Source organism: Emergencia sp. JLR.KK010, from assembly GCF_037018265.1.
Lineage (GTDB): Bacteria > Bacillota > Clostridia > Peptostreptococcales > Anaerovoracaceae > Senimuribacter > Senimuribacter intestinalis.
On sequence record NZ_CP143550.1, the window covers coordinates 1,425,110 to 1,445,251 of the forward strand.

The 20,142-nt window shown below is 42.6% G+C and carries 19 protein-coding genes and 1 CRISPR repeat array; all 19 genes read left to right on the forward strand.

The window, feature by feature from the left end; translation table 11 throughout:
* The first annotated feature begins 287 nt into the window (after positions 1-287).
* The 19 genes from cas9 to panD all read left to right on the forward strand — a co-directional run bounded on the left by cas9 (position 288) and on the right by panD (position 20,074).
* Positions 288-4,376, forward strand: a complete 4,089-nt coding sequence (gene cas9, locus V1225_RS06800; RefSeq protein ID WP_160200652.1) for a type II CRISPR RNA-guided endonuclease Cas9 — start codon at positions 288-290, stop codon at positions 4,374-4,376.
* A gap of 1 nt (position 4,377) precedes the next feature.
* Positions 4,378-5,256 carry a type II CRISPR-associated endonuclease Cas1 gene (cas1, locus tag V1225_RS06805; RefSeq protein WP_338548054.1) on the forward strand — a complete coding sequence of 293 codons (879 nt, stop codon included), beginning with the start codon at positions 4,378-4,380 and terminating at the stop codon, positions 5,254-5,256.
* Positions 5,257-5,260: 4 nt separating this feature from the next.
* Positions 5,261-5,566, forward strand: coding sequence for a CRISPR-associated endonuclease Cas2 (gene cas2 / locus V1225_RS06810; RefSeq protein WP_160200651.1), 306 nt, complete (start codon positions 5,261-5,263; stop codon positions 5,564-5,566).
* The gene (gene csn2 / locus V1225_RS06815; RefSeq protein ID WP_160200650.1) at positions 5,563-6,234 is read left to right on the forward strand and encodes a type II-A CRISPR-associated protein Csn2; all 672 of its coding nucleotides are present in this window, start codon (positions 5,563-5,565) and stop codon (positions 6,232-6,234) included. Before cas2 ends, csn2 begins: the two co-directional genes overlap by 4 nt.
* 51 nt (positions 6,235-6,285) lie before the next feature.
* A CRISPR array of direct repeats spans positions 6,286-7,245; the repeat unit is 36 nt; unit sequence GTTTGAGAGTAGTGTAATTTCATATGGTAGTCAAAC.
* 394 nt (positions 7,246-7,639) lie between these two features.
* Positions 7,640-7,900: a type II toxin-antitoxin system prevent-host-death family antitoxin gene (locus V1225_RS06820; RefSeq protein WP_160200649.1), complete on the forward strand. Its 261-nt coding sequence runs from the start codon at positions 7,640-7,642 to the stop codon at positions 7,898-7,900.
* Positions 7,890-8,222, forward strand: coding sequence for a type II toxin-antitoxin system RelE/ParE family toxin (locus V1225_RS06825; RefSeq protein ID WP_160200648.1), 333 nt, complete (start codon positions 7,890-7,892; stop codon positions 8,220-8,222). The genes V1225_RS06820 and V1225_RS06825 overlap by 11 nt, the downstream gene beginning before the upstream one ends.
* 155 nt (positions 8,223-8,377) lie before the next feature.
* Positions 8,378-8,824, forward strand: coding sequence for a D-aminoacyl-tRNA deacylase (gene dtd, locus V1225_RS06830; protein ID WP_160200647.1), 447 nt, complete (start codon positions 8,378-8,380; stop codon positions 8,822-8,824).
* 307 nt (positions 8,825-9,131) lie between these two features.
* On the forward strand, positions 9,132-9,353 hold the full coding sequence (locus V1225_RS06835; protein ID WP_160200646.1) for a hypothetical protein: 222 nt from the start codon (positions 9,132-9,134) through the stop codon (positions 9,351-9,353).
* 123 nt (positions 9,354-9,476) lie between these two features.
* A complete protein-coding gene (locus tag V1225_RS06840; RefSeq protein ID WP_161908723.1) occupies positions 9,477-10,544 on the forward strand; it encodes an ABC transporter substrate-binding protein in 1,068 nt (355 codons plus the stop codon).
* 2 nt (positions 10,545-10,546) lie between these two features.
* Positions 10,547-11,290 (forward strand): ABC transporter ATP-binding protein, encoded by a 744-nt coding sequence (locus V1225_RS06845; RefSeq protein WP_161908724.1) that lies wholly within the window; start codon positions 10,547-10,549, stop codon positions 11,288-11,290.
* The gene (locus V1225_RS06850; RefSeq protein ID WP_160200643.1) at positions 11,287-12,204 is read left to right on the forward strand and encodes an ABC transporter permease subunit; all 918 of its coding nucleotides are present in this window, start codon (positions 11,287-11,289) and stop codon (positions 12,202-12,204) included. The genes V1225_RS06845 and V1225_RS06850 overlap by 4 nt, the downstream gene beginning before the upstream one ends.
* 149 nt (positions 12,205-12,353) lie before the next feature.
* Positions 12,354-13,073, forward strand: coding sequence for a hypothetical protein (locus tag V1225_RS06855; RefSeq protein WP_161908726.1), 720 nt, complete (start codon positions 12,354-12,356; stop codon positions 13,071-13,073).
* A 288-nt stretch (positions 13,074-13,361) separates the two neighbouring features.
* Positions 13,362-14,717, forward strand: a complete 1,356-nt coding sequence (locus V1225_RS06860; protein ID WP_161908727.1) for an O-antigen ligase family protein — start codon at positions 13,362-13,364, stop codon at positions 14,715-14,717.
* Between the two features lie 24 nt (positions 14,718-14,741).
* The gene (locus tag V1225_RS06865) at positions 14,742-15,443 is read left to right on the forward strand and encodes a peptidoglycan recognition family protein (protein WP_160200640.1); all 702 of its coding nucleotides are present in this window, start codon (positions 14,742-14,744) and stop codon (positions 15,441-15,443) included.
* A gap of 152 nt (positions 15,444-15,595) precedes the next feature.
* Positions 15,596-16,387, forward strand: coding sequence for an InlB B-repeat-containing protein (locus V1225_RS06870; RefSeq protein ID WP_338548061.1), 792 nt, complete (start codon positions 15,596-15,598; stop codon positions 16,385-16,387).
* A 733-nt stretch (positions 16,388-17,120) separates the two neighbouring features.
* Positions 17,121-17,981: a Rossmann-like and DUF2520 domain-containing protein gene (locus V1225_RS06875; RefSeq protein WP_338548063.1), complete on the forward strand. Its 861-nt coding sequence runs from the start codon at positions 17,121-17,123 to the stop codon at positions 17,979-17,981.
* Positions 17,978-18,805: a 3-methyl-2-oxobutanoate hydroxymethyltransferase gene (panB, locus tag V1225_RS06880; RefSeq protein WP_160200637.1), complete on the forward strand. Its 828-nt coding sequence runs from the start codon at positions 17,978-17,980 to the stop codon at positions 18,803-18,805. Before V1225_RS06875 ends, panB begins: the two co-directional genes overlap by 4 nt.
* 19 nt (positions 18,806-18,824) lie before the next feature.
* Positions 18,825-19,670, forward strand: coding sequence for a pantoate--beta-alanine ligase (gene panC, locus V1225_RS06885; RefSeq protein ID WP_338548066.1), 846 nt, complete (start codon positions 18,825-18,827; stop codon positions 19,668-19,670).
* A gap of 11 nt (positions 19,671-19,681) precedes the next feature.
* Positions 19,682-20,074, forward strand: a complete 393-nt coding sequence (gene panD / locus V1225_RS06890; protein WP_160200635.1) for an aspartate 1-decarboxylase — start codon at positions 19,682-19,684, stop codon at positions 20,072-20,074.
* Positions 20,075-20,142: the final 68 nt, after the last annotated feature.

Consider the following 20,142-nt stretch of genomic DNA (forward strand, 5'->3'; position numbering starts at 1 on the left):
CGATAATTGGGTGCGCTGTTTCAGCTTGAAATTTATATGGTCTGAGTAAATCAGATGTGGTATAATAAGTTTAAATATAAATTCAAACTCAATATATAGCTTATATTGCTACTTTTTTGCAAAAGAAAAAACTCGCAGCTGCGAGTTTATCCACATCATGTGGAGCCCAAAGGGCGATTAGAAAAGTTCTTTATTTGAACCTGTAGTGTAATCTCATATGGTAGTCATTTGAGATGAATTTATTCTACTATAGTATTTGCAATTTGTCAACATGGGAAGGGAAAAGTATGAATAAGTATTATGTAGGAATGGACATTGGCACAAACTCAGTAGGCTGGGCAGTAACAGATGAAAAGTATAACCTGTGTAGATTTAAAAAGAAAGATATGTGGGGTATCCGGCTCTTTGAGAGAGGAAAGACTGCAGAAGAAAGACGCGGGAAAAGAACAGCCAGAAGAAGACTGCAGAGAAAGAAGCAGAGAATTAATCTGCTGCAGGAACTCTTTGCGGAAGAGATGGCAAAAGTTGATCCGACATTTTTTCTTAGACTTAACGAGAGCAGACTGCATATGGAGGACAAGCAGGTACAGGAAAAGTATCCGTTGTTTACCGATGATAGCTATTCAGACATCAACTATTATAAACAGTATCCAACAATCTTTCACCTGAGAAAAGATCTGATGGAGAATCCGAAAGAACATGATATCAGGCTGATTTATTTGGCAATTCATCATATCCTGAAAAACAGAGGTCATTTTCTCATCGATGGCGATCTTAGCCGCGCCACTGAATTTGGTGCGGTCTTTGAACAGCTGATTGATATGATTGAGACAGAACTTGCTATCGGAGTTTCTGTTGAAAGCAAAGAGAGCTTTGAAGATGTTTTAAGAGATAAAAAGCTGGCAAAGAGTGCAAAAGCAAAGCGCCTCAGCAGTATTCTGACAGTAGATGAAGGTGAATATATTAAGGACGAAACCAAACGCAGAAAAGCAGCGATAGATGCAATCTGCAAATTTATTGTAGGAAACAAAGGTGACCTGGCGAAAATTTTTGAAGAAGAGCTTACAGAACTGGAGAAAACGTCATTCAGCTTTTCTGATGCCAGCTATGATGAGAGTGTAAGACCAAGCCTGGAAAGTGCCATAGCGGACAAGATTTTTATCATCGATCGCATGAAAGCAGTGTATGATTGGAGTGTTTTGGCAGATGTTTTAGATGGGCAGGAATACTTTTCTTTTGCAAAGGTGAAGCACTACGAAGTGCACAAAAATAATTTGAGCAAGCTGCGGAAATTGATGAAAAAGTACTGCACTAAGAAAGTGTATAGGCAGTTCTTTGACGATTGCAGCGGAAAAGTTAATTATGCAAGTTATATCGGCAGCGTAAAGACCAGAGGAAAAAAAATCGATGTAAAGAGGTGCGCAGAAGATGATTTTTACAAAGAATTAAAAAAGCTTTTGCAACAGATGCAGGTAGAGGAAAATGACCGCATTGTTTGGGAAGAACTGCTGCAGCAGGCGGAATTAAAGAGAATGCTTCCACTGCAGCGCAGCAAGGATAATGGCGCTGTTCCAAATCAGATTCATCTGGCGGAGCTTGTGAAAATACTGGAAAATGCAGAAAACTATCTTGTCTTTTTAAGGGAAAAGGGTGCGGACAATTTAACTGTATCGGAAAAGATAAAGTGTATTTTCTCATTCAGAGTGCCATATTATGTAGGACCGCTCAGTGATCGGCACAAAGAGACGGGAGCAAATGCCTGGATTGTAAGAAAAAACGATGGGCAAGGAAAAATCTATCCTTGGAATTTTGATGAAAAAGTTGACAGAGAAGCCTCCAATGAAGAATTTATTCGTCGTATGACAAATAAATGTACATATTTGATTGGTGAAGATGTAGTTGCGAAAAATTCCTTGCTGTACAGCCGGTACATGGTTTTGAATGAACTGAATAACCTTAGAATTAGAGGAAGAGAAATCAGTGTTGGGTTGAAACAGGATATTTTTAACCATGTTTTCAAAACCCATACGAAAGTAAAGGGAAAGCAGCTTCTTAATTACCTTAGAGAAAGCGACCGTGATTTGCAGTTTGAAGATCTCAGCGGCTTTGATGAAGATTTTAAAGCAAATCTGTCGTCTTATCTGGATTTTGAAAAGCAGGTATTTGGCGAAAGAATTGCCGAGGATCGTGTAAAGTCTATGGTGGAAGACATTATAAGATGGAAAACAATCTATGATGATGACAACAGCATACTGATGAAAATTATCGAGAGAAAGTATCCGAGTGAATTAAATGCAGATCAGCTAAAAGCGGTTCGCAGGCTTCATTATAGTGGTTGGGGCAATTTCTCTAAAAAGTTTTTGTGCGGTGTAGAAGGTGTTGATAAGGATACGGGAGAGTCTTTTACCATTATAGAAGCGCTATGGCATACAAACTGCAATTTGATGCAGCTCCTTAGCAACCGGTTTACTTTTAAGGAAGAAATCGACAAAATTAACGGTGAATTAACCGGAAAAGTCACGGAAATCAGTTATGATGCGCTGGTGAAAGATTTATATGTATCGCCGGCGGTAAAACGGGCTATTTGGCAGAGTATCCAGATTGTAGAGGAAATTAAAAAAGTCATGGGAAGTGAGCCCGATAAGATTTTTGTAGAATTGGCGAGAGGCGAGGATAATGACAAGCAGAGAACCGTGTCCAGAAAGGCAAGGCTCCTTGCCCTTTATGAAGGCTGCGAGGCAGACGGGCGTGACTGGGCGAAGGAAATCGAAGACCGTGATGAACGTGACTTCAATAGCATGAAACTCTATCTTTACTATACGCAGATGGGAAGGTGTATGTATACGGGAGAGCAGATCAGCATAGACCAGCTGATGACGGCGAATGCCCGCTGGGATAGAGACCACATCTATCCGCAGTCTAAAATAAAAGATGACAGCTTGGATAATTTGGTTTTAGTGAAGAAAGAATTCAATGCTAAAAAGAGTAATGAAATGATTTCTGAAGAGATTCAGAGGAAGCAGAAACCATTCTGGGACAGCCTGCTGAAAATGGGATTAATCACAAGGAAGAAGTACGAACGACTGACTAGGAAAGATGATTTTTCGGATGATGAACTGGCTGGATTTATCAATCGGCAAATGGTTGAAACACGACAGTCCTCGAAAGCAGTTGTTGATCTTCTGAACAGAATGTACGATACAACAAGAGTCATTCCAGTGAAAGCAGGGATTGTGTCGCAGTTCAGACAAAGGGATCTTAATATCCTGAAGTCAAGAAGGGTAAACGATTATCATCATGCGAAGGACGCTTACTTGAATATCGTTGCTGGTGATGTGTATGACGCAAGATTCACATCTAATCCAAGAACATGGCTAAAAAATCAAAAAGAGAAGAACTATCACATGAACAGAGTTTTCGATTTTGATGTTTATCGCGGAAATGCCTGCATTTGGGAAGCACCGGAAGGCAATGGGAAAAAACGCAATGCAGACGGTGATAAGTTTGGCGGAACCCTGGATCGTATCAGGAAAATCGTGAAACAGAATAATATTTTATATACGGAGCACACTTACTGCGAAAAAGGGGAACTGTTTAATGCGACTATTGCTAAGAAAACTGAAGGTGCAAACATACCGCTAAAGGCTGGCCTGGATCCGGAAAAGTATGGCGGATACAAGAGCCCGAATACCTCGTATTTTGCGTTTATCGAGTTTGACGGAAAGAAGGGTGAACGAATCAGGAACATCATGGAAGTGCCTATTTATGTTGCAAATATGCTGCCGCACAAGCCGGACGCTTACCTGGAGTACTGCACGAAGATAAAGGGCTTGAAAAATGTAAGCATTCTTCGCGGTTGTATCAAGAAGAATGCACTGATTCGCGTGGATGGATATCCGATGAGAATTCGGGGTGTAGATTCTAAAAATATATTATTTAAAAATAGTTTACAACCCAAGCTGGATTTCTGTGAAGAACTGATACGCCATATCGAAAAGTATCTGGAGAAGAACGTACAGTTTGATGTAGATGAAAAGAGGGACAAACTGAGTGAGGAAAGCTTAATCAATCTTTACGATATTTTGACGGAAAAACTGAAGACGGTGTATGAGAAGAGACCTGCTAATCAGTGGAAAACGCTGGAGGTAGGCGGAGAAAGGTTTTTGCAGTTATCCTTAAGAGATAAGGCAAGAGTAATCAACCAAATCCTGAATATGGTTCGCTGTGATATTAATACGAAAGCAGATTTGACTTCCGTGGGAGGAAGTGCGAATGCTGGAAGTATTTCGGTCAATAAAAATACCGCTGGCAAGAGCAAGTTAATCCTTGTCAATCAGTCTGTCACCGGTCTCTTTGAAAACAGAATCGAGCTTTGATATGAGCTGGCGGACGGTTGTGATTACAGGCTGCGCAAAGCTTGACTACAAGATGGACTACCTGGTTGTCAGAAAGCAGGACGAGACGAAGCGCGTTCACTTGAGTGAAATCGGTCTTCTGATGATTGAATCCACAGCAGTATCCCTTACGGTGGTACTGCTGTGTGAACTGACCAAGCGAAAGGTGAAAGTGATTTTCTGCGATGAACAGCATAATCCTCACTCAGAACTGTTGCCTTACTACGGCAGTCATGATACCAGTATCAAGATAAAAAGACAGATCGGATGGAGCGACAGCAGCAAGAAAGCTGTTTGGACAGAAATTGTTGCAGAAAAAATTCGCAAGCAGGCATTACATTTGGAAGAAAGAGGCTGCTACCAGCAGGCGGATACGCTGAAACAGTATATAAAAGAACTTTCTTTTGGAGATGAAACCAATCGAGAAGGTCATGCCGCGAAGGTTTACTTCAATGCGTTATTTGGAATGGATTTTTCCAGAAGTCAGGAAAACTCAGTCAATGCTGCGCTGAACTATGGGTATGGCATTCTGCTTTCCTATTTTAATCGTGAAATTACAGCCAGCGGCTATATGACCCAGCTGGGACTTTTTCACGATAATATGTTTAACCAGTTCAATCTGGCGTCGGATTTCATGGAACCGTTCAGAATACTGGTGGATAAAAAAGTCTGGGAAATGTCACCGGTCAAATTTGAACGGGAAGAGAAGATGGAGCTGGTGTATCTTCTCAGTGAGAACGTGGAAATTGACGGAAAATATCATTATGTCAGCAATGCGATTAAGATATACTGCAGGAGTTTGTTTGACGCACTCAATGAAGGCGATATATCGCTGATTAGATTTTATAGAGATGAGCTATAGATATATGAGAGTAATTGTATTTTTTGACTTGCCGACAGAATCTCTGGAAGATAAGAGAGAATACAGGAATTTTCGCAAGTTTTTAATCAAAAAAGGATTTCTGATGATGCAGGAAAGTGTTTACTGCAAGCTAGCGCTGAATACTACGGTTGCTGATGGAATCGTGCAGGCGGTCAGAAGCAATAAACCTGCGCGGGGTTTGGTGCAAATGCTAGTAATTACGGAAAAACAGTATAACAGAATGGAGTTCGTCGTCGGAAGCGGTCAAAATACAATTGTGGATTCAGATGACAGGGTGATAGTATTATGAGACTGACGTATTACGAATTGAATTTTACCATAGAATTGAAAAGAGGCGGTCTTTTTTCAATTATCCTTGAAAGTCCTGCTATTTTTGAACATTTTCTTGTAAGTCTTCACGGACAGCTTGGAAAGGAGTGCTCAGCTTTTGCCCTTTCGGAAGACGAGAAAGAATTGGAGCTTATCAAGTGCTGCGATCTTGTTATATCCCCGTTTGATTTGACATTTGCGAAAAAAGAAATTTCAAAGAAGCTCTTTGCCGAGCTTGAGGCGGCTGCGCAGGAACAGGAGTTGGTTTCTGAACTTAGTGAGATTTACGGAAGTCTCTTTGGGGTGCTGGAGAAACTGCGTTTTGCCGCGGATTATGAAATCGAGTATAATTCGGATTTTGCAGTCTCGGATATTCTAAAAAACTGCGGCGTACATTTGACCGATCCGGCAGGATTATATGTTGAAAAACTGATAGATTATATGATTGTCATGCACAAACTGCTAAAGAAGGAACTCTTTATCATTGCAAATTGCAGTGGATATTTAGATGAAGAGGATTATGAACATATAGAAAAAGCGGTAGCACATTATGATTTGTGCATTGTATTTGTAGAAAACAGACAGTTGCGTTTGCCAAAAATAAAAAAAGAGTATATAATTGATAAAGATTTATGTGAAATACACTAGTGTTTTACCATATGGATACGAGGGCGTAGTGGCCTGTGCTTGAGAATTGAGGTTTGAGAGTAGTGTAATTTCATATGGTAGTCAAACCCAACTGAACCAATTGACACCATGATTTTTGTTTGAGAGTAGTGTAATTTCATATGGTAGTCAAACTGTCTAAAGCAGGTAGAGCGGACACTATAAGTTTGAGAGTAGTGTAATTTCATATGGTAGTCAAACCAGGGCGGTCAGACTATTACAACCCTCGAAGTTTGAGAGTAGTGTAATTTCATATGGTAGTCAAACCAGGGCGGTCAGACTATTACAACCCTCGAAGTTTGAGAGTAGTGTAATTTCATATGGTAGTCAAACTTGAGGAACGTAATTATATCTCAGAACTTAGTTTGAGAGTAGTGTAATTTCATATGGTAGTCAAACGACGAACTTGCGGAGAAAGAAACGCGGCTTGTTTGAGAGTAGTGTAATTTCATATGGTAGTCAAACTGATATCATTTTAAACCTGACAACGACGCTGTTTGAGAGTAGTGTAATTTCATATGGTAGTCAAACAATTAGTAGTAAAATCAAATGATTTTATCAGTTTGAGAGTAGTGTAATTTCATATGGTAGTCAAACTGATTTTTATTATGTCGAATCAATAAACCTGTTTGAGAGTAGTGTAATTTCATATGGTAGTCAAACTTCGCTTCTGTAAAAGCTCCTGCGCTTGCTGTTTGAGAGTAGTGTAATTTCATATGGTAGTCAAACTCACCCAAATCAGAAGCGCAATCAAGATTTGTTTGAGAGTAGTGTAATTTCATATGGTAGTCAAACGTAGAAAATGGAAGATAAAGCAGACAAAGAGTTTGAGAGTAGTGTAATTTCATATGGTAGTCAAACATGAGATTGAAGAGAGCACTGTAAGCGATTGTTTGAGAGTAGTGTAATTTCATATGGTAGTCAAACTTATAAACGCCATCACGTTTTTTTACGGCGGTTTGAGAGTAGTGTAATCTTACAAGTAATTCTGAACAACTTAAAAAGCAGGTGAGTAGCGGCATCAAATTGATGCCGTTATGTATTTACATAAATGGTAAAGCACCGCAGGTCTTCACACAACCTGAATTTTTGAGATAATAGCTCTAGTTGAAAAACTTTGTCAACTTTGCGCACTTTCTAAACTCGGAGGGGTATCTATCAACGAAATTCAAACTGTAACGAAAAATATTAAACTTCAACAGTGACCCAAGTATCATCCAGGATTGTAAAGCCAGCGGTCAGCAGGTGAATAACTACTGTGCAGACTATGCAATCTCACGTAATGCATACTGCTACTTTATGTGCTTACGCTATCTGCTGTAATTTTTGCTGTTGAATTTTACAGCAAAATAGTGTATGATGAAAGCGATGAAAGGAGCTGATTTATATGCCAAATATTAAACCGATTTCCGACTTGCGAAACTACAGTGAAGTACTGCGAGACGTTTCGGTTGGCGCGCCTGTTTTTCTTACCAAAAATGGCAGAGGCCGCTATGCGATTGTGGATATGCGGGACTTTGAAAAAATGCAGGCAACCATAGCTTTGATGAACGAGCTTGCGCGGGGTAAGAATTCGGGAGAGGAAAAGGGATGGCTTTCGGCCGATGATGTGAAAGCACATTTCAAGATGAGAGCAAATGGGAAATAAACTGCACTATTCACCAGAAGCATTGAAAGATCTTGATGAGATTTGGGATTATATCAGTTTTGATTTATGCAGCGTGGATGCGGCAGCAAAAACGGTTGATAAAATTATTAATAAAGTGAGTAGGTTAGAGGACTTTGCAGAAATTGGCGCATCTTTGTCATCTATCATTGATACAGAAAGTGAATACCGTTTTTTAGTAATCGGCATGTATTTAATCTTTTATCGCATTTCAGGGCAGGACATTTACATTGACCGTATTTTATATGCACGGCGGAATTATATGCGAATCCTATTTCCTGACGAAGAAAACTCAGACATGTGAAATACGTTAGATAGACTGAAACCACTGTACAACTTCAAAGCGGGAGAATGATGTAATAAAAAATACAAAACAGTATTGATGATTTTGATGAAACAGGTTATATTGTTTTAGAGGTCTGAGAGATTGACTATTTTATTTTACACGGAGGAAAAAACATGAAATTTGTAATTCAGCGTGTCACGGAAGCGGCGGTGACTATAGATAATCAGATAAAGGGAAAAATTGACAAAGGGTTTCTGGTGCTAATCGGCGTAGGGAAAGAAGATACCAAAGAAATTGCGGACAAGTACATCAAGAAACTACTGGGGCTTCGAATCTTCGAAGACGAAAACGGCAAGACCAATTTGTCTCTTGCCGATGTAGACGGTCAGCTTTTGCTCATATCCCAGTTCACCCTTTACGCAAACTGCAAAAAGGGCAACCGCCCCAGCTTTGTGGACGCCGGCGCACCAGCGGAAGCCGAAGCCCTTTATGACTACATTGTGGAAGAATGCAGAAAGGTCGTGCCGGTGGTGGAAACCGGAGAATTCGGCGCAGAGATGAAAGTATCCCTGCTCAACGACGGTCCTTTTACTATTATTCTTGACGAGGCGATTTTATAAGAGGTTCATTCGATTCAGGTGCGCCGGACAAACTGTCTTCTTTCTTTACAAGGAAGAAGACGGTGATGAAAAAAGAAAAGATCTGAGGCATATCACCAGATAGTTGTTTTCTGACTGTGGAAAAATGATGATTTATATGTTTTTTAGATAAATTGAAGCTAAGGGCTGCTTTTAATTCGCTGCGAAAGTTTTGCGTATTTTAGGATTTTTTTATGTGAGACAAAGGGTGATTTTCCATAACACGAGAATTTATTTCAGGCGTTAGGCAGAATAGCAGAAGAAGTGAATAGAAATGGAGGGAGAAAGCATGACATTCAAACAATTATTTTTCCGGCTGTACGATAGAAAAATCACCTCCGGTGAGATGTCTTTCGGACAGACCGGTATCAGAAAAGACCAGTTTACAAAGCTCTGCACAGAAGACGGTTTTGTCTTTTCAAAAGAGGAGCTGACGGATATTTGCCGGAGAATGGGAGCTAGCGAAGAGGAAAGAGAGGCTCTTTTTGAAGCGGCAAGTCGGTTTTGGTAGAATTTTTTCTATCTTTTGGAGAATTTCGAGTAGTTGACTTAGTCCTATTGATTTTTTTGAAAAGTCATAGTACCATCACTTGTAGTTGATGAAGTCTAATAAAGAAACAGAGAGGAACAAGTGATGAAAAAGAAAATATTATCTGTGATTCTTTGCCTGGCAATGATTTGCTCTGCACTGGCTTTAACAGCGTGCGGAAGCGATGAAGGCGAGAAGATTGGTGAAGCAGAAGAAGTTGTAACCTTGAAGGTCGGCATGATTGGTAAGGACATTAAAACTGCTTGCATTATAATTGCAGAGGAGCTGGGATATTTTGACGAAGCCGGTATTGATGTGCAGTTTGAGAAGATTAATTCTCTGCCGGACGGTCTGACTGCTGTCAGCATGGATAAACTGGATATTTTACCGTTTGGTTCAATTCCTAGCTGTTCATTTATTTCTCAGGGTACTGATGTTGTTATCTTTGGCGGAACCATTTCTGAGGGCAGCGAAGGTATCGTAAAGGGTGACGAGAAGTATACAGAGCTTTCTCAGTTTGAAGGAAAGAAATTCGGCTGTTTCAGAATGGAAACCGGTCATATGATTATGAAAGGTCTTCTCAGAGAAGCAGGGGTTAATGCAGAGTTTATCTATTTGGATTCTTCCCAGTCTATCGTTGAAGCGGTGAACAAAGGTGAAGTGGATATTGGTATGGTAAACAGCGGTTACGGTTATGTTGCAGAACAGACCGGCGCACATATTGGTTTCCAGGTGGGTGACTTTGAAAGTGATTTCCCTTGCTGCAGACAGACTACATCAAGAACAGCAATCGAAACCAAGAGAGATGCGCTGGTAAGGTTTGAAATGGCTGCGCTGAGGGGATACGCCACTTTCTTAAACGATAAAGAAGCCAGCATTGAAGCATTGGTTAAATATTCCGGACAGGATGCCGCCTATGTAGAGGCGATTATGTACGGCACTGACGCATATAAGAATGCCATGAAGGTATCTCTTGATCCGAACAAGAAAAAAGTAGCTGATTTCTATGAAGTTATGAAAGCTAACGGTGATATCGATGCAAATACTCAGTACGATATCAACGATTACATCGATACGTCCATCTATGAGGACGCGTTGAAATACCTCATTGCCGAGGGTGAAAACAAAGACATCTATGAAACATTACTAGAAGAATTTGAGGCGAATAACTAATTATGATAAGATTTGAACACGTGGATTTTACTTATCCTGGGGGAGACAGTAAAGTGCTCAGCGATCTTTGCCTAGATATAAAAGACGGGGAGTTCCTCTGCGTAATCGGACACTCCGGATGTGGAAAGTCGACCCTGCTGCGTCTTGCAGCAGGGCTGGATCGGCCGCAGACAGGCAAAATTTATATAGATGAAAAAGAACTAGCCGGTCCGTCAGCGGACCGGACTATTGTCTTTCAGCAGTATTCTTTGTTTCCATGGATGACAGTGAAGAAAAATGTTCTCTTTGCCATGAAAAAAACGGATCGTTTTTCTAAGGAAGAGATGGAGCAGAGGGCAGTCTATTTTCTGGAAAAGGCAGGGCTGGCAGATGCAGTAGATAAATACCCTTACCAGCTTTCTGGCGGCATGCGTCAGAGAACAGCCATTGCAAGAGCTCTGGCAATGGATTCACCTTTTCTGCTTTTAGACGAGCCTTTTGGGGCGCTGGATACCAAGATCAGAAAAGAGCTGCAGCAGCTTTTGCACCAGCTATGGGAAAACGGTGAGGAAAAAAAGACCGTCATTTTTGTGACCCATGATTTAGAGGAAGCTATGATTATGGCTAGCCGTATCGTGTTTATCAAAGATGGCAAAGTGGCGCAGGAAAAATACATCGACAGCCAGATCAACAGCTGCTGTTGTGACGAACTGGGACAGGTGGACTGTTTGAGCCTGAAAGCGGAGCTTGCGAGGTGGTACGAATGATAAAGAAAACACGCATGTCTATTGTTATCAGCCATCTGCTGCTTTTTGCGCTCATCGTAACGATATTACTTCCTGCCCAAAAGGCAACGGAAAGCTATGTTTCTTTTTTGTGCGCGGCGGCATTGATGGAGGGATATTATCTTTACAGGCTGGTCCGTTTTCCGAATAAGAGAGATTCGGCGTCGGACATTATTTCCATTTTATGGGCACTGTTTCTGATTTGGGAAATCATGGTGACTAAGTTGAATCTTTGTCATCCCGTATTGATTCCGGCACCAGAAAACGTGTTCCATGCTTTTCGGACGGACTATTTGGAAATGGGAGTAGGAATCCTTTCTTCTATGGAAATTCTTCTGCTCGGTGTGCTGGTAGGACTTGCCTGTGGCACGCTTTTGGGACTGATTTGCGGCTGGCATAAGCGGCTGAAAGAAGTGTTTTACCCAATTGCGAATGTGCTGGCACCGATTCCATCGGTAGTCTTTGCTCCTTATGTCATTGCACTTATGCCCAGCTTTCGCAGTGCCTCTGTGGTGGTTATTATTCTTGGAATTTTTTGGCCAACCTTTTTAAAGACGATTATTTCTGTGGAATCAATCGACAAAAATATTATCGATTCGGCGAGGTCATTGGAACTTAAAAGCTTTTCCATGATTTTCGAAATCCTGTTGCCTTACTCTATTCCGGGTATTGTCAAAGGACTTCGGGTCACCATGACGACAGCAGTGATGATGCTGACCTTTGCTGAGATGATGGGCTCCACTGTAGGAATGGGTTATTACATTGTAAATTATAACACTTACGGAAATTACACAAAGGTTATTGCCGGTATCATGGTGGTGGCTTTTGTGGTAACTTTGCTCTCTGCCTTGGTGACATGGATTCAGAAAAAAGTTATCAGGTGGCAGAGCGTATAAGATTTGAAAAATGGTTAGAAAAAAAATCTGGACTTTTTGAAAAAAAGTCCGGATTTTTTTATTATATAACGACCATATAACAAAAAACTAACCGGCGATGTTTATAATAGAGGTATAAATTATAAGAAAAAAGTAAAGGAGCGACCAAAATGGTATTTAATAGTGGACTAAAAAAACTTTTTTGCGCTGCCGCCCTTTTGTTTATGTTTGTAATAGCGGGGACGGTTGTTTTCGCAGATGACAGTATTGAGGGACTCTATGGTTCTTATGATGCTTATGACCCATATGATTCTTATGGCAGTGTGGAATCACCGGGCGTTGTAACACCAGATCCAGAAGAACCGGGTGTAACGCCAGAGCAGCCAGATAAACCAACTGTAACGCCTGATCCAGAAGAACCAGGTGTTACACCAGAGCAGCCGGATGAACCAACTGTAACACCTGATCCAGAAAAACCGGGTGTAACGCCGGAACCGGAGCAGCCGAAGCCAGTGGAGCCGACTCCAGTGCCAACACCGGAGCAGCCTGGACCAAGTGAGCCGGGCACAACACCGGAACTTCCGGATTTAGATGATACAGATGGCGCGGATACGTCTGTAGATATTGATGATGAAGAGCCGCCTCTTGCAGGTTTACCGGAAGAAGAGCCACCGCTTGCAGATTTGCCGGAAGAAGAGCCGCCTCTTGCGGATACGCCAGATACGCCGGATGAGCCGATGACAGATATTTCCGATGCTGATGTACCCCTTTCTGACATTCCAACGACTGGAGACAACAGCAGCTTAATTTTGTGGGCAGGATTATTACTGTTTGCGACAGGTGGCGCTGCAGTAACAGCAGTAAGCCTGAAAAGAAAAAACAGAGTATAAAAGTCGAAGAACAATCAAAAGTGTGTAATTTAGATATTTAGCGGGTACAGCCGGGGATCTTACAAGAAGAGTAAGACGCCCGGCTGTATTCGTTAAGAGAGAAAGAAACACGAGGAAGAGGGAAAATAATTATCTTGAAAGCCATGTTGCCTTATGATAAAATATATTAGATTGAGGATTAGATTTGAGTTTTGGGATATTTTTTAGGCGCACTTATATGCAGTTTGTATAGAGGAAGAAAGAGTACGCTTTTTTTGCATGCATATTATAATTCGGGGAGGAGAAAAGATGGGCAATAGTTTAGAAGAAAAATGCAGCAGTTGGATGGAGCATGTAACTTTGCTCCTTTTGTTTCTCGCTTTCTTTATTCTGACCCTTTGTCAAACCGGCACTGTTTTAGTGATAGGACTTGTGGGTATCATTTTATGTATGACGGGTATGATGCAGCCTGCAGCGAAGGTAGATTTGTGGATCTTGCTGCCATTGATTTTTTATAATGTGATGAGTGCCTGTTCATCCTATGCGGTTTATGGGAATTTTGTTAAAGGGTTTGCATCGACTCAGTCGATTTTTCCAGTGATGCTTTTGCTGCTTTCATATTTATCCGCAGAGGAAAGAGTTCTTTTAAAACGACTCAGTGTGGTCTGGATGAGCATGATTGCGGCAATGGGAATCCTGCAGTTTGTGGCAGATGCATTGCAGGGGGACGCCGGCAGACTTGGTGGAGTCTTTGGGAATCCCAATGCGCTTGGGACATTTCTCATCATAGGCTGGTTTGCGGCTATCAGTTGTAAAGAGGACAAAAAAACTGATGAGGGGGGGTGGAACCGTGTCTTTTCTTACGCGGAACCGCTTCTGCTGATTGCCCTTGCGCTGACCCTTTCAATGGGATCTTTTCTGTCTATGGCAATCGGACTTTTGGTTATGATAGTCTTGCGGAGATACACCATGAATGAGATTGCCTCGCTTTTTGCCAGAGTTGGATTCGGTGTGGGAACAGGATTACTTCTTTATATCGCAGGGGACAAAACCAATGCGCCGTGGGTCTGTGCGGTCATGTTTATTTATTGTCTCATCGCCATAGTGATGTGGAGCCGATTAGAGCGGTTTTTAAATGAAAGTCCATTGACTTCGTTTTTTATGGTAGGCGTCGGCACATTGGGTGCACTGGGTGCAATTCTGTTAAGACCTAACGCTACTGCAACTTTTGCAGAACGGATTGGTATGATGCGAAATGGTTTAGGATATTTTTTTGTAAATCCTATCCTGGGTGTGGGACCGCAGCAGTGGCGGATTCTTAATCTGCAGGACAGCGATAAGTACTTTAACACCTGGCATATCCACAATATTTTTATTCATGTGGGCGTAGAGCTGGGGTTAGTGGCGCTGGCAATGCTGCTGATTATTGTACTGCGGCACTACAAGAAAAAAGAGAGTGCAGCACAGAGGAGCGGTTTCACAGCAGCGCTGGTGCACAGCTTTATGGATACGACATTCCTTTATGTGGCGGCGGTGCCGTTTGTTATGTTGACAACAGAGGATGATGAAGCGAAAAAGCAGGTAATCAGTGAAAAGGTAACAAGACTAATTTTTGGCAGTTTTGCGCTGTATTTTGCATATAATGTATATTGCTGTGTGGTATAGGGACTTAGAAGGAGCTCGATTTTCATGGGAAAAAAGAACATACAAATGAAAAATAAAAAGCGTTATACTGGCGAAAAGATGCTGCTTTTGGGATTTTGTGTCATGGCTTGTTTTGTATTGCTGATGGCGTATCGCTTCATGTCCAGCATTCCTGATACGGTAGGACGGGAACTTTCTGCAGCAGAAGAGCAGGAAGTAATTGAAAGAAACAGTTCAATGATTGATTATATCTGGCTGACTGCCAATGCGGATTTTCCGAGAGGTGAGAAAATACAAAAAATTACAATTCATCATATGGCGGGTAATTTTACACTGGAACAGGTAGGAAAAGATTTTTCGACTAGTGACCGAAAAGCCTCTTCTAACTATGCCATAGACAGCACCGGCAGAGTGGCGCTTTATGTAGAGGAAGGCAACCGTCCATGGAGCTCCAGCAGCAAGGAAAATGATGATATGGCAGTTACTATTGAAGTCGCCAATGATGAAATCGGCGGCAGCTGGCATGTCAGCGATGCCGCTTATGAGAAACTTATTGCATTGTGTGCAGATATCTGCAGGCGTAATGGGATACAAAAGCTGGTGTATACTGGTGATGCTGCAGGGAACCTGACTTTGCACAAAATGTTTTCAAAAAAGACGGAGTGCCCGGGCGCATATCTGGAAAGCAAAATGGTCGACATTTCTGATGCAGTGAATCAAAAATTAAGCACATCAGATTCAAAGTAGCTCTGGGAAATGGAAGCGATTCTTTTTTAGAGCAGTAATAAAATAATAATGAAAGAAGAGGAAGTGATAAAAAGATGCTTTTTAAAAGCAGTGTAAAAAAATTCTTTTGTTCTGCCGCCCTTCTATTTATGTTTATTTTAGCAGGGACGGTAGTGTTTGCAAACGAGAGTTTTGCAGACGTAAGTGGACCATATTCGCCGTATAATGAAGGCGGCAGTGATGTGAAAACATATGTTGTCACCTATGAAGACGGCGTGGAAGATGATGAAGTTTTTGAAACACAGGTATATCCGAATCTGAGTTTGGGAGAAGATACACCTAAATTTGACGGAACCCCGGTTCGCGAAGGTTATACTTTTGTCGGCTGGGACAAAGAAATCAGCGAAACTGTAACAGGGGATGTCACTTATGTAGCAGTCTGGGAACCTGTGAAGACAGTAAAACCGAGACCGCCGGTGATTACTTATACTGTAATTTATACCGATGGTGTAGAAGGGGAAGATGTTTTTACAGATCAGATTAACTCAAATCTTTATTATGGGGAAACAACCCCGGAATTTAAAGATGGTATTCCAGAAAGAGAGGGATATGTCTTTGCTGGCTGGGATATTACAATCAGTGATACTGTGACGGGAAATGTGGTTTATACTGCAACATGGATTCCGAAGGAGCCAGTTGATATCGAGGACGAGGAACCACCGCTTTCTGAATATCCGCAGATACCAGATGAGGAACCACCGCTTGCTGATGTACCGGAAATGGAGCCGCCTTTAGCGGATGTGCCAGAGCTGGATCATTCTTCGGCAGGTGCTGTACCGCAGACTGGTGATGTACCACAGACTGGTGATGGCAGTGGACTGCCTCTTTGGATTGCAGGACTTCTGCTCGCAGGAAGCGGGCTGGCAGCAATGTCGGTCTGTCAAAGACGCAAGGGCAGAGAATAGCTGCAAGAGGGTGAAGAGATGTGCATAAAATGGAGAGAAATGTCGAGACTGTAAAGACGTGAACGGCGTAAAACAGAAAGAATACTGGGACGTATCGTTATTACAGTGTGAGAGACTGCAGTTTGGTTTAAACCGGGCTGCAGTCTCGTTTTAATTAGATTGTTTTGTGGTAAAGCAAAAAATAGAGAGTGTTGTTGGAAATATAACAAGAATCTAACCCGGAGAAATTTGCAGACGATCTGCAGCAGTCAGCAGCAACCCATACAGTATTTCTAACTACGGTAAACGCATGAAAAATATTATTAACCATCTATACTGACAAAATGAGAGCAGCATGCAGGATTTTGTCAGCAAATCGTGAAGAACCCCATCTTAATACGCCCGAAATCCTGACAGAGCTGACAAAATCAAAAATAATTGTCAGCTCTGTCAGGATTTTTGATAGAAACACAGACAAAACTGACAAAAATCTAAAAAACTGTCAGCTTTGTCTGTCCCAGAAAATCACTAAACGTTTTTCGTGTATTTGCCGTGTATTTCTAACAAAAAACACTGTACAAACCTGCGTTAAAATGCTATAGTAAACATGGATGGCATTCATGAACCGAAGCGATACCAATTTTTATCTAAAACAGGAAATGTCTTTGGACTGTATCCGCTTTGACGGAACGACACTGGAGGCAGAAGAGCTTAGCGCATATCTACTCCCCGAGAAAATCAGGAGGTGATAGGTATGAGAGCAGGTTTTATAGGAGCCGGAAAGGTCGGCTTCTCACTGGGAAAGTATCTGGCGGAGGGTGGTATATCCCTTAGCGGCTATTACAGCAGAAGCCCCGCGTCCGCCAAAGACGCAGCAGCCTTTACAGGCAGCAGATACTACGAAACTTTAGCAGATATTGTGAACGACAGTGATACCCTTTTCATTACAGTGCCCGACGGCTGTATCAGTGAGATTTGGGATGACATGCGCAGTTTGCCTATTGAAGATAAGAATATTTGTCATTGCAGCGGTTCGATTCCATCGACCGTTTTTTTTAATGCGGAGGATAGGGGGGCCTTCAGGTATTCCATTCATCCTCTTTATGCAATCAGCAGCAAGTACGAATCCTACAAAGAACTTCCAAAAGCATATTTTGCTATTGAAGGGAGCCCGGCGAGGCTTGACGAGATGAGGCAGTGCTTTGAAGCTCTTGGAAACAAGGTGGGAATCATCAGTCCAGAGGTGAAAACCCTTTATCATGCAGCGGCAGTCATGGTCAGCAATCAGATGATTGCTCTTGCTGATATAGGAGCGCAACTTTTACAGCAGTGCGGCTTTGAACAGGAAGACGCAGAGAAGGCGTTGGCGCCTTTGATACTGGGCAATGCGCAGGCGGTGACCTCGTTCGGGGCGGAAAAAGCCCTGACAGGACCTTGCGAGCGAGGAGATGACAAAACCGTGGCGGCGCATATAAAGGCGCTTAAAGCGGCAGAATCTTTAGACGAGGAGATTTTGCCGGCCTATAGAACGCTGTCGGTAAGACTTGTTAAGATTGCAGAACGAAAAAATCCGAGTAGAGATTACAGGAAATTGAAAAAGGAGTTAGAACAATGAAAAACACGGTGGCAACATTAAAGCAGCAGAAACTGGACGGAGATAAAATCACTATGCTGACAGCATATGATTATTCTACTGCAAAACTGATGGATGAGGTCGGTGTAAATACTATTTTGGTAGGAGATTCCCTGGGCATGACTATGCTGGGATATGAGGACACACTGTCTGTAACCATGGAGGATATGATACACCACACTGCGGCGGTTGCAAGAGGAACTAAGAACGCACTGGTAGTTGGGGACATGCCTTTTATGAGTTACCAGACTTCCGTCTATGATGCAGTGGTTAATGCCGGAAGACTGATGAAAGAAGGCAGATGTCAGGCTGTAAAGCTGGAAGGCGGCGCAGCGGTTTGCCCGCAGATTAAGGCTATTGTAGAGGCATCTATTCCAGTGGTTGCCCATATCGGTTTGACCCCGCAGTCTGTCAATGCTTTTGGCGGATTTAAGGTGCAGGGAAAGAGCGAAGAGGCAGCAAAGAAGCTGATTGAAGAGGCGAAGGCTGTTGAAGAAGCAGGCGCTTTTGCAGTAGTGCTGGAATGCGTTCCGGGTAAGCTGGCAAAGATTATCAGTGAGACTATTTCTATTCCGACCATCGGTATTGGCGCAGGAAATGGCTGTGACGGACAGGTTCTTGTATATCAGGATATGCTGGCAATTTTCTCCGACTTTAAGCCAAAGTTTGTAAAGCGTTTTGCTGATGTTGGCGCAGCTATGAGGGAAGGCATTGCAGGCTATATCGAAGAGGTCAAGGCAGGTACGTTCCCGGCGGAAGAACATACTTTTAAAATTTCTGATGATGTAATAAATAAATTGTACTAAAAAATAGGGAGCAAAGAGAATGAAAATCGTAAAAACCATAGAAGAAGTCAGAACGGCCGTCAAGGCTTGGAAAGCAGAGGGGCTTACCGTAGGACTGGTGCCTACCATGGGCTTTCTCCATGAAGGGCACGAAAGTTTAATTCTTCGTGCGGCAGCAGAAAACGATAGAGTTGTTGTCAGCGATTTTGTCAATCCGACCCAGTTCGGACCAGGCGAGGATTTGGAAAGCTATCCGAGAGATTTGAATAGAGACGCAGCCTTGTGCGAAAACGCAGGAGCAGCCCTTTTGTTCAATCCGGAACCTTCCGAAATGTATGCGGACGATGCCTGCACCTTTGTGGACATGCGCGCCCTCACAGGAGAGCTTTGCGGAAAGTCCAGACCGATTCATTTCAGCGGCGTGTGCACGGTGGTTTCTAAACTGTTTAACATCGTGACGCCGGACAGAGCATACTTCGGACAGAAGGATGCGCAGCAGCTTTCCGTTATTCGCCGCATGGTGCGCGATTTGAACTTTGGCATTGAAATTGTCGGCTGCCCGATTATTCGTGAAGCGGACGGTCTTGCAAAGAGTTCCAGAAATACTTATCTGAACGCGGAAGAACGCAAGGCGGCACTGGTGCTTTCACGGGCGGTAAAGCTGGGAAGCGAAATGGCAGAGAGCGGTGAGAAATCTGCTGACGATATCGTTTCCGCCATGAAAAAGGTCATCGAGGCAGAACCTATGGCAAAGATTGACTATGTACAGGCTGTAGACGCAGTTTCTGTGGAACCGATTACTGAGATGAAGCCGCCGGTGCTGGTAGCTATGGCAGTCTATATCGGAAAGACCAGACTCATCGACAACTTTATTTACGAAGGCTAAGGGGGAAAATCATGTACATCGAGATGTTAAAAGGAAAAATTCATCGTGCAACAGTAACGCAGGCAGAACTTGACTATGTGGGCAGCATTACTGTGGATGTAGAGCTTCTTAAAGCTTCCGGCATTTTGGAATACGAAAAAGTGCAGATTGTGGACATCAACAACGGGGCGCGTTTTGAGACTTATACCATTGCAGGGGAAGCAGGAAGCGGTATTATCTGTCTTAATGGCGCAGCAGCTCGCTGCGTGCAGAAAGGAGATAAGGTCATCATCATGGCGTATGCACAGATGACGCCGGAAGAGGCATCGGAAAATCCGCCGAGCGTAATCTTCGTGGACGATGAGAATAAAATCAGTCGTGTCAGCCGCTATGAAAAACATGGCAGGCTGGAAGATATGGAATAAGGTTGTAGCCGCAGCTCTTTGCGAGGGAAGATTCTTGCAGAGGGCTGTTTTATTGTCTGAGGATAACA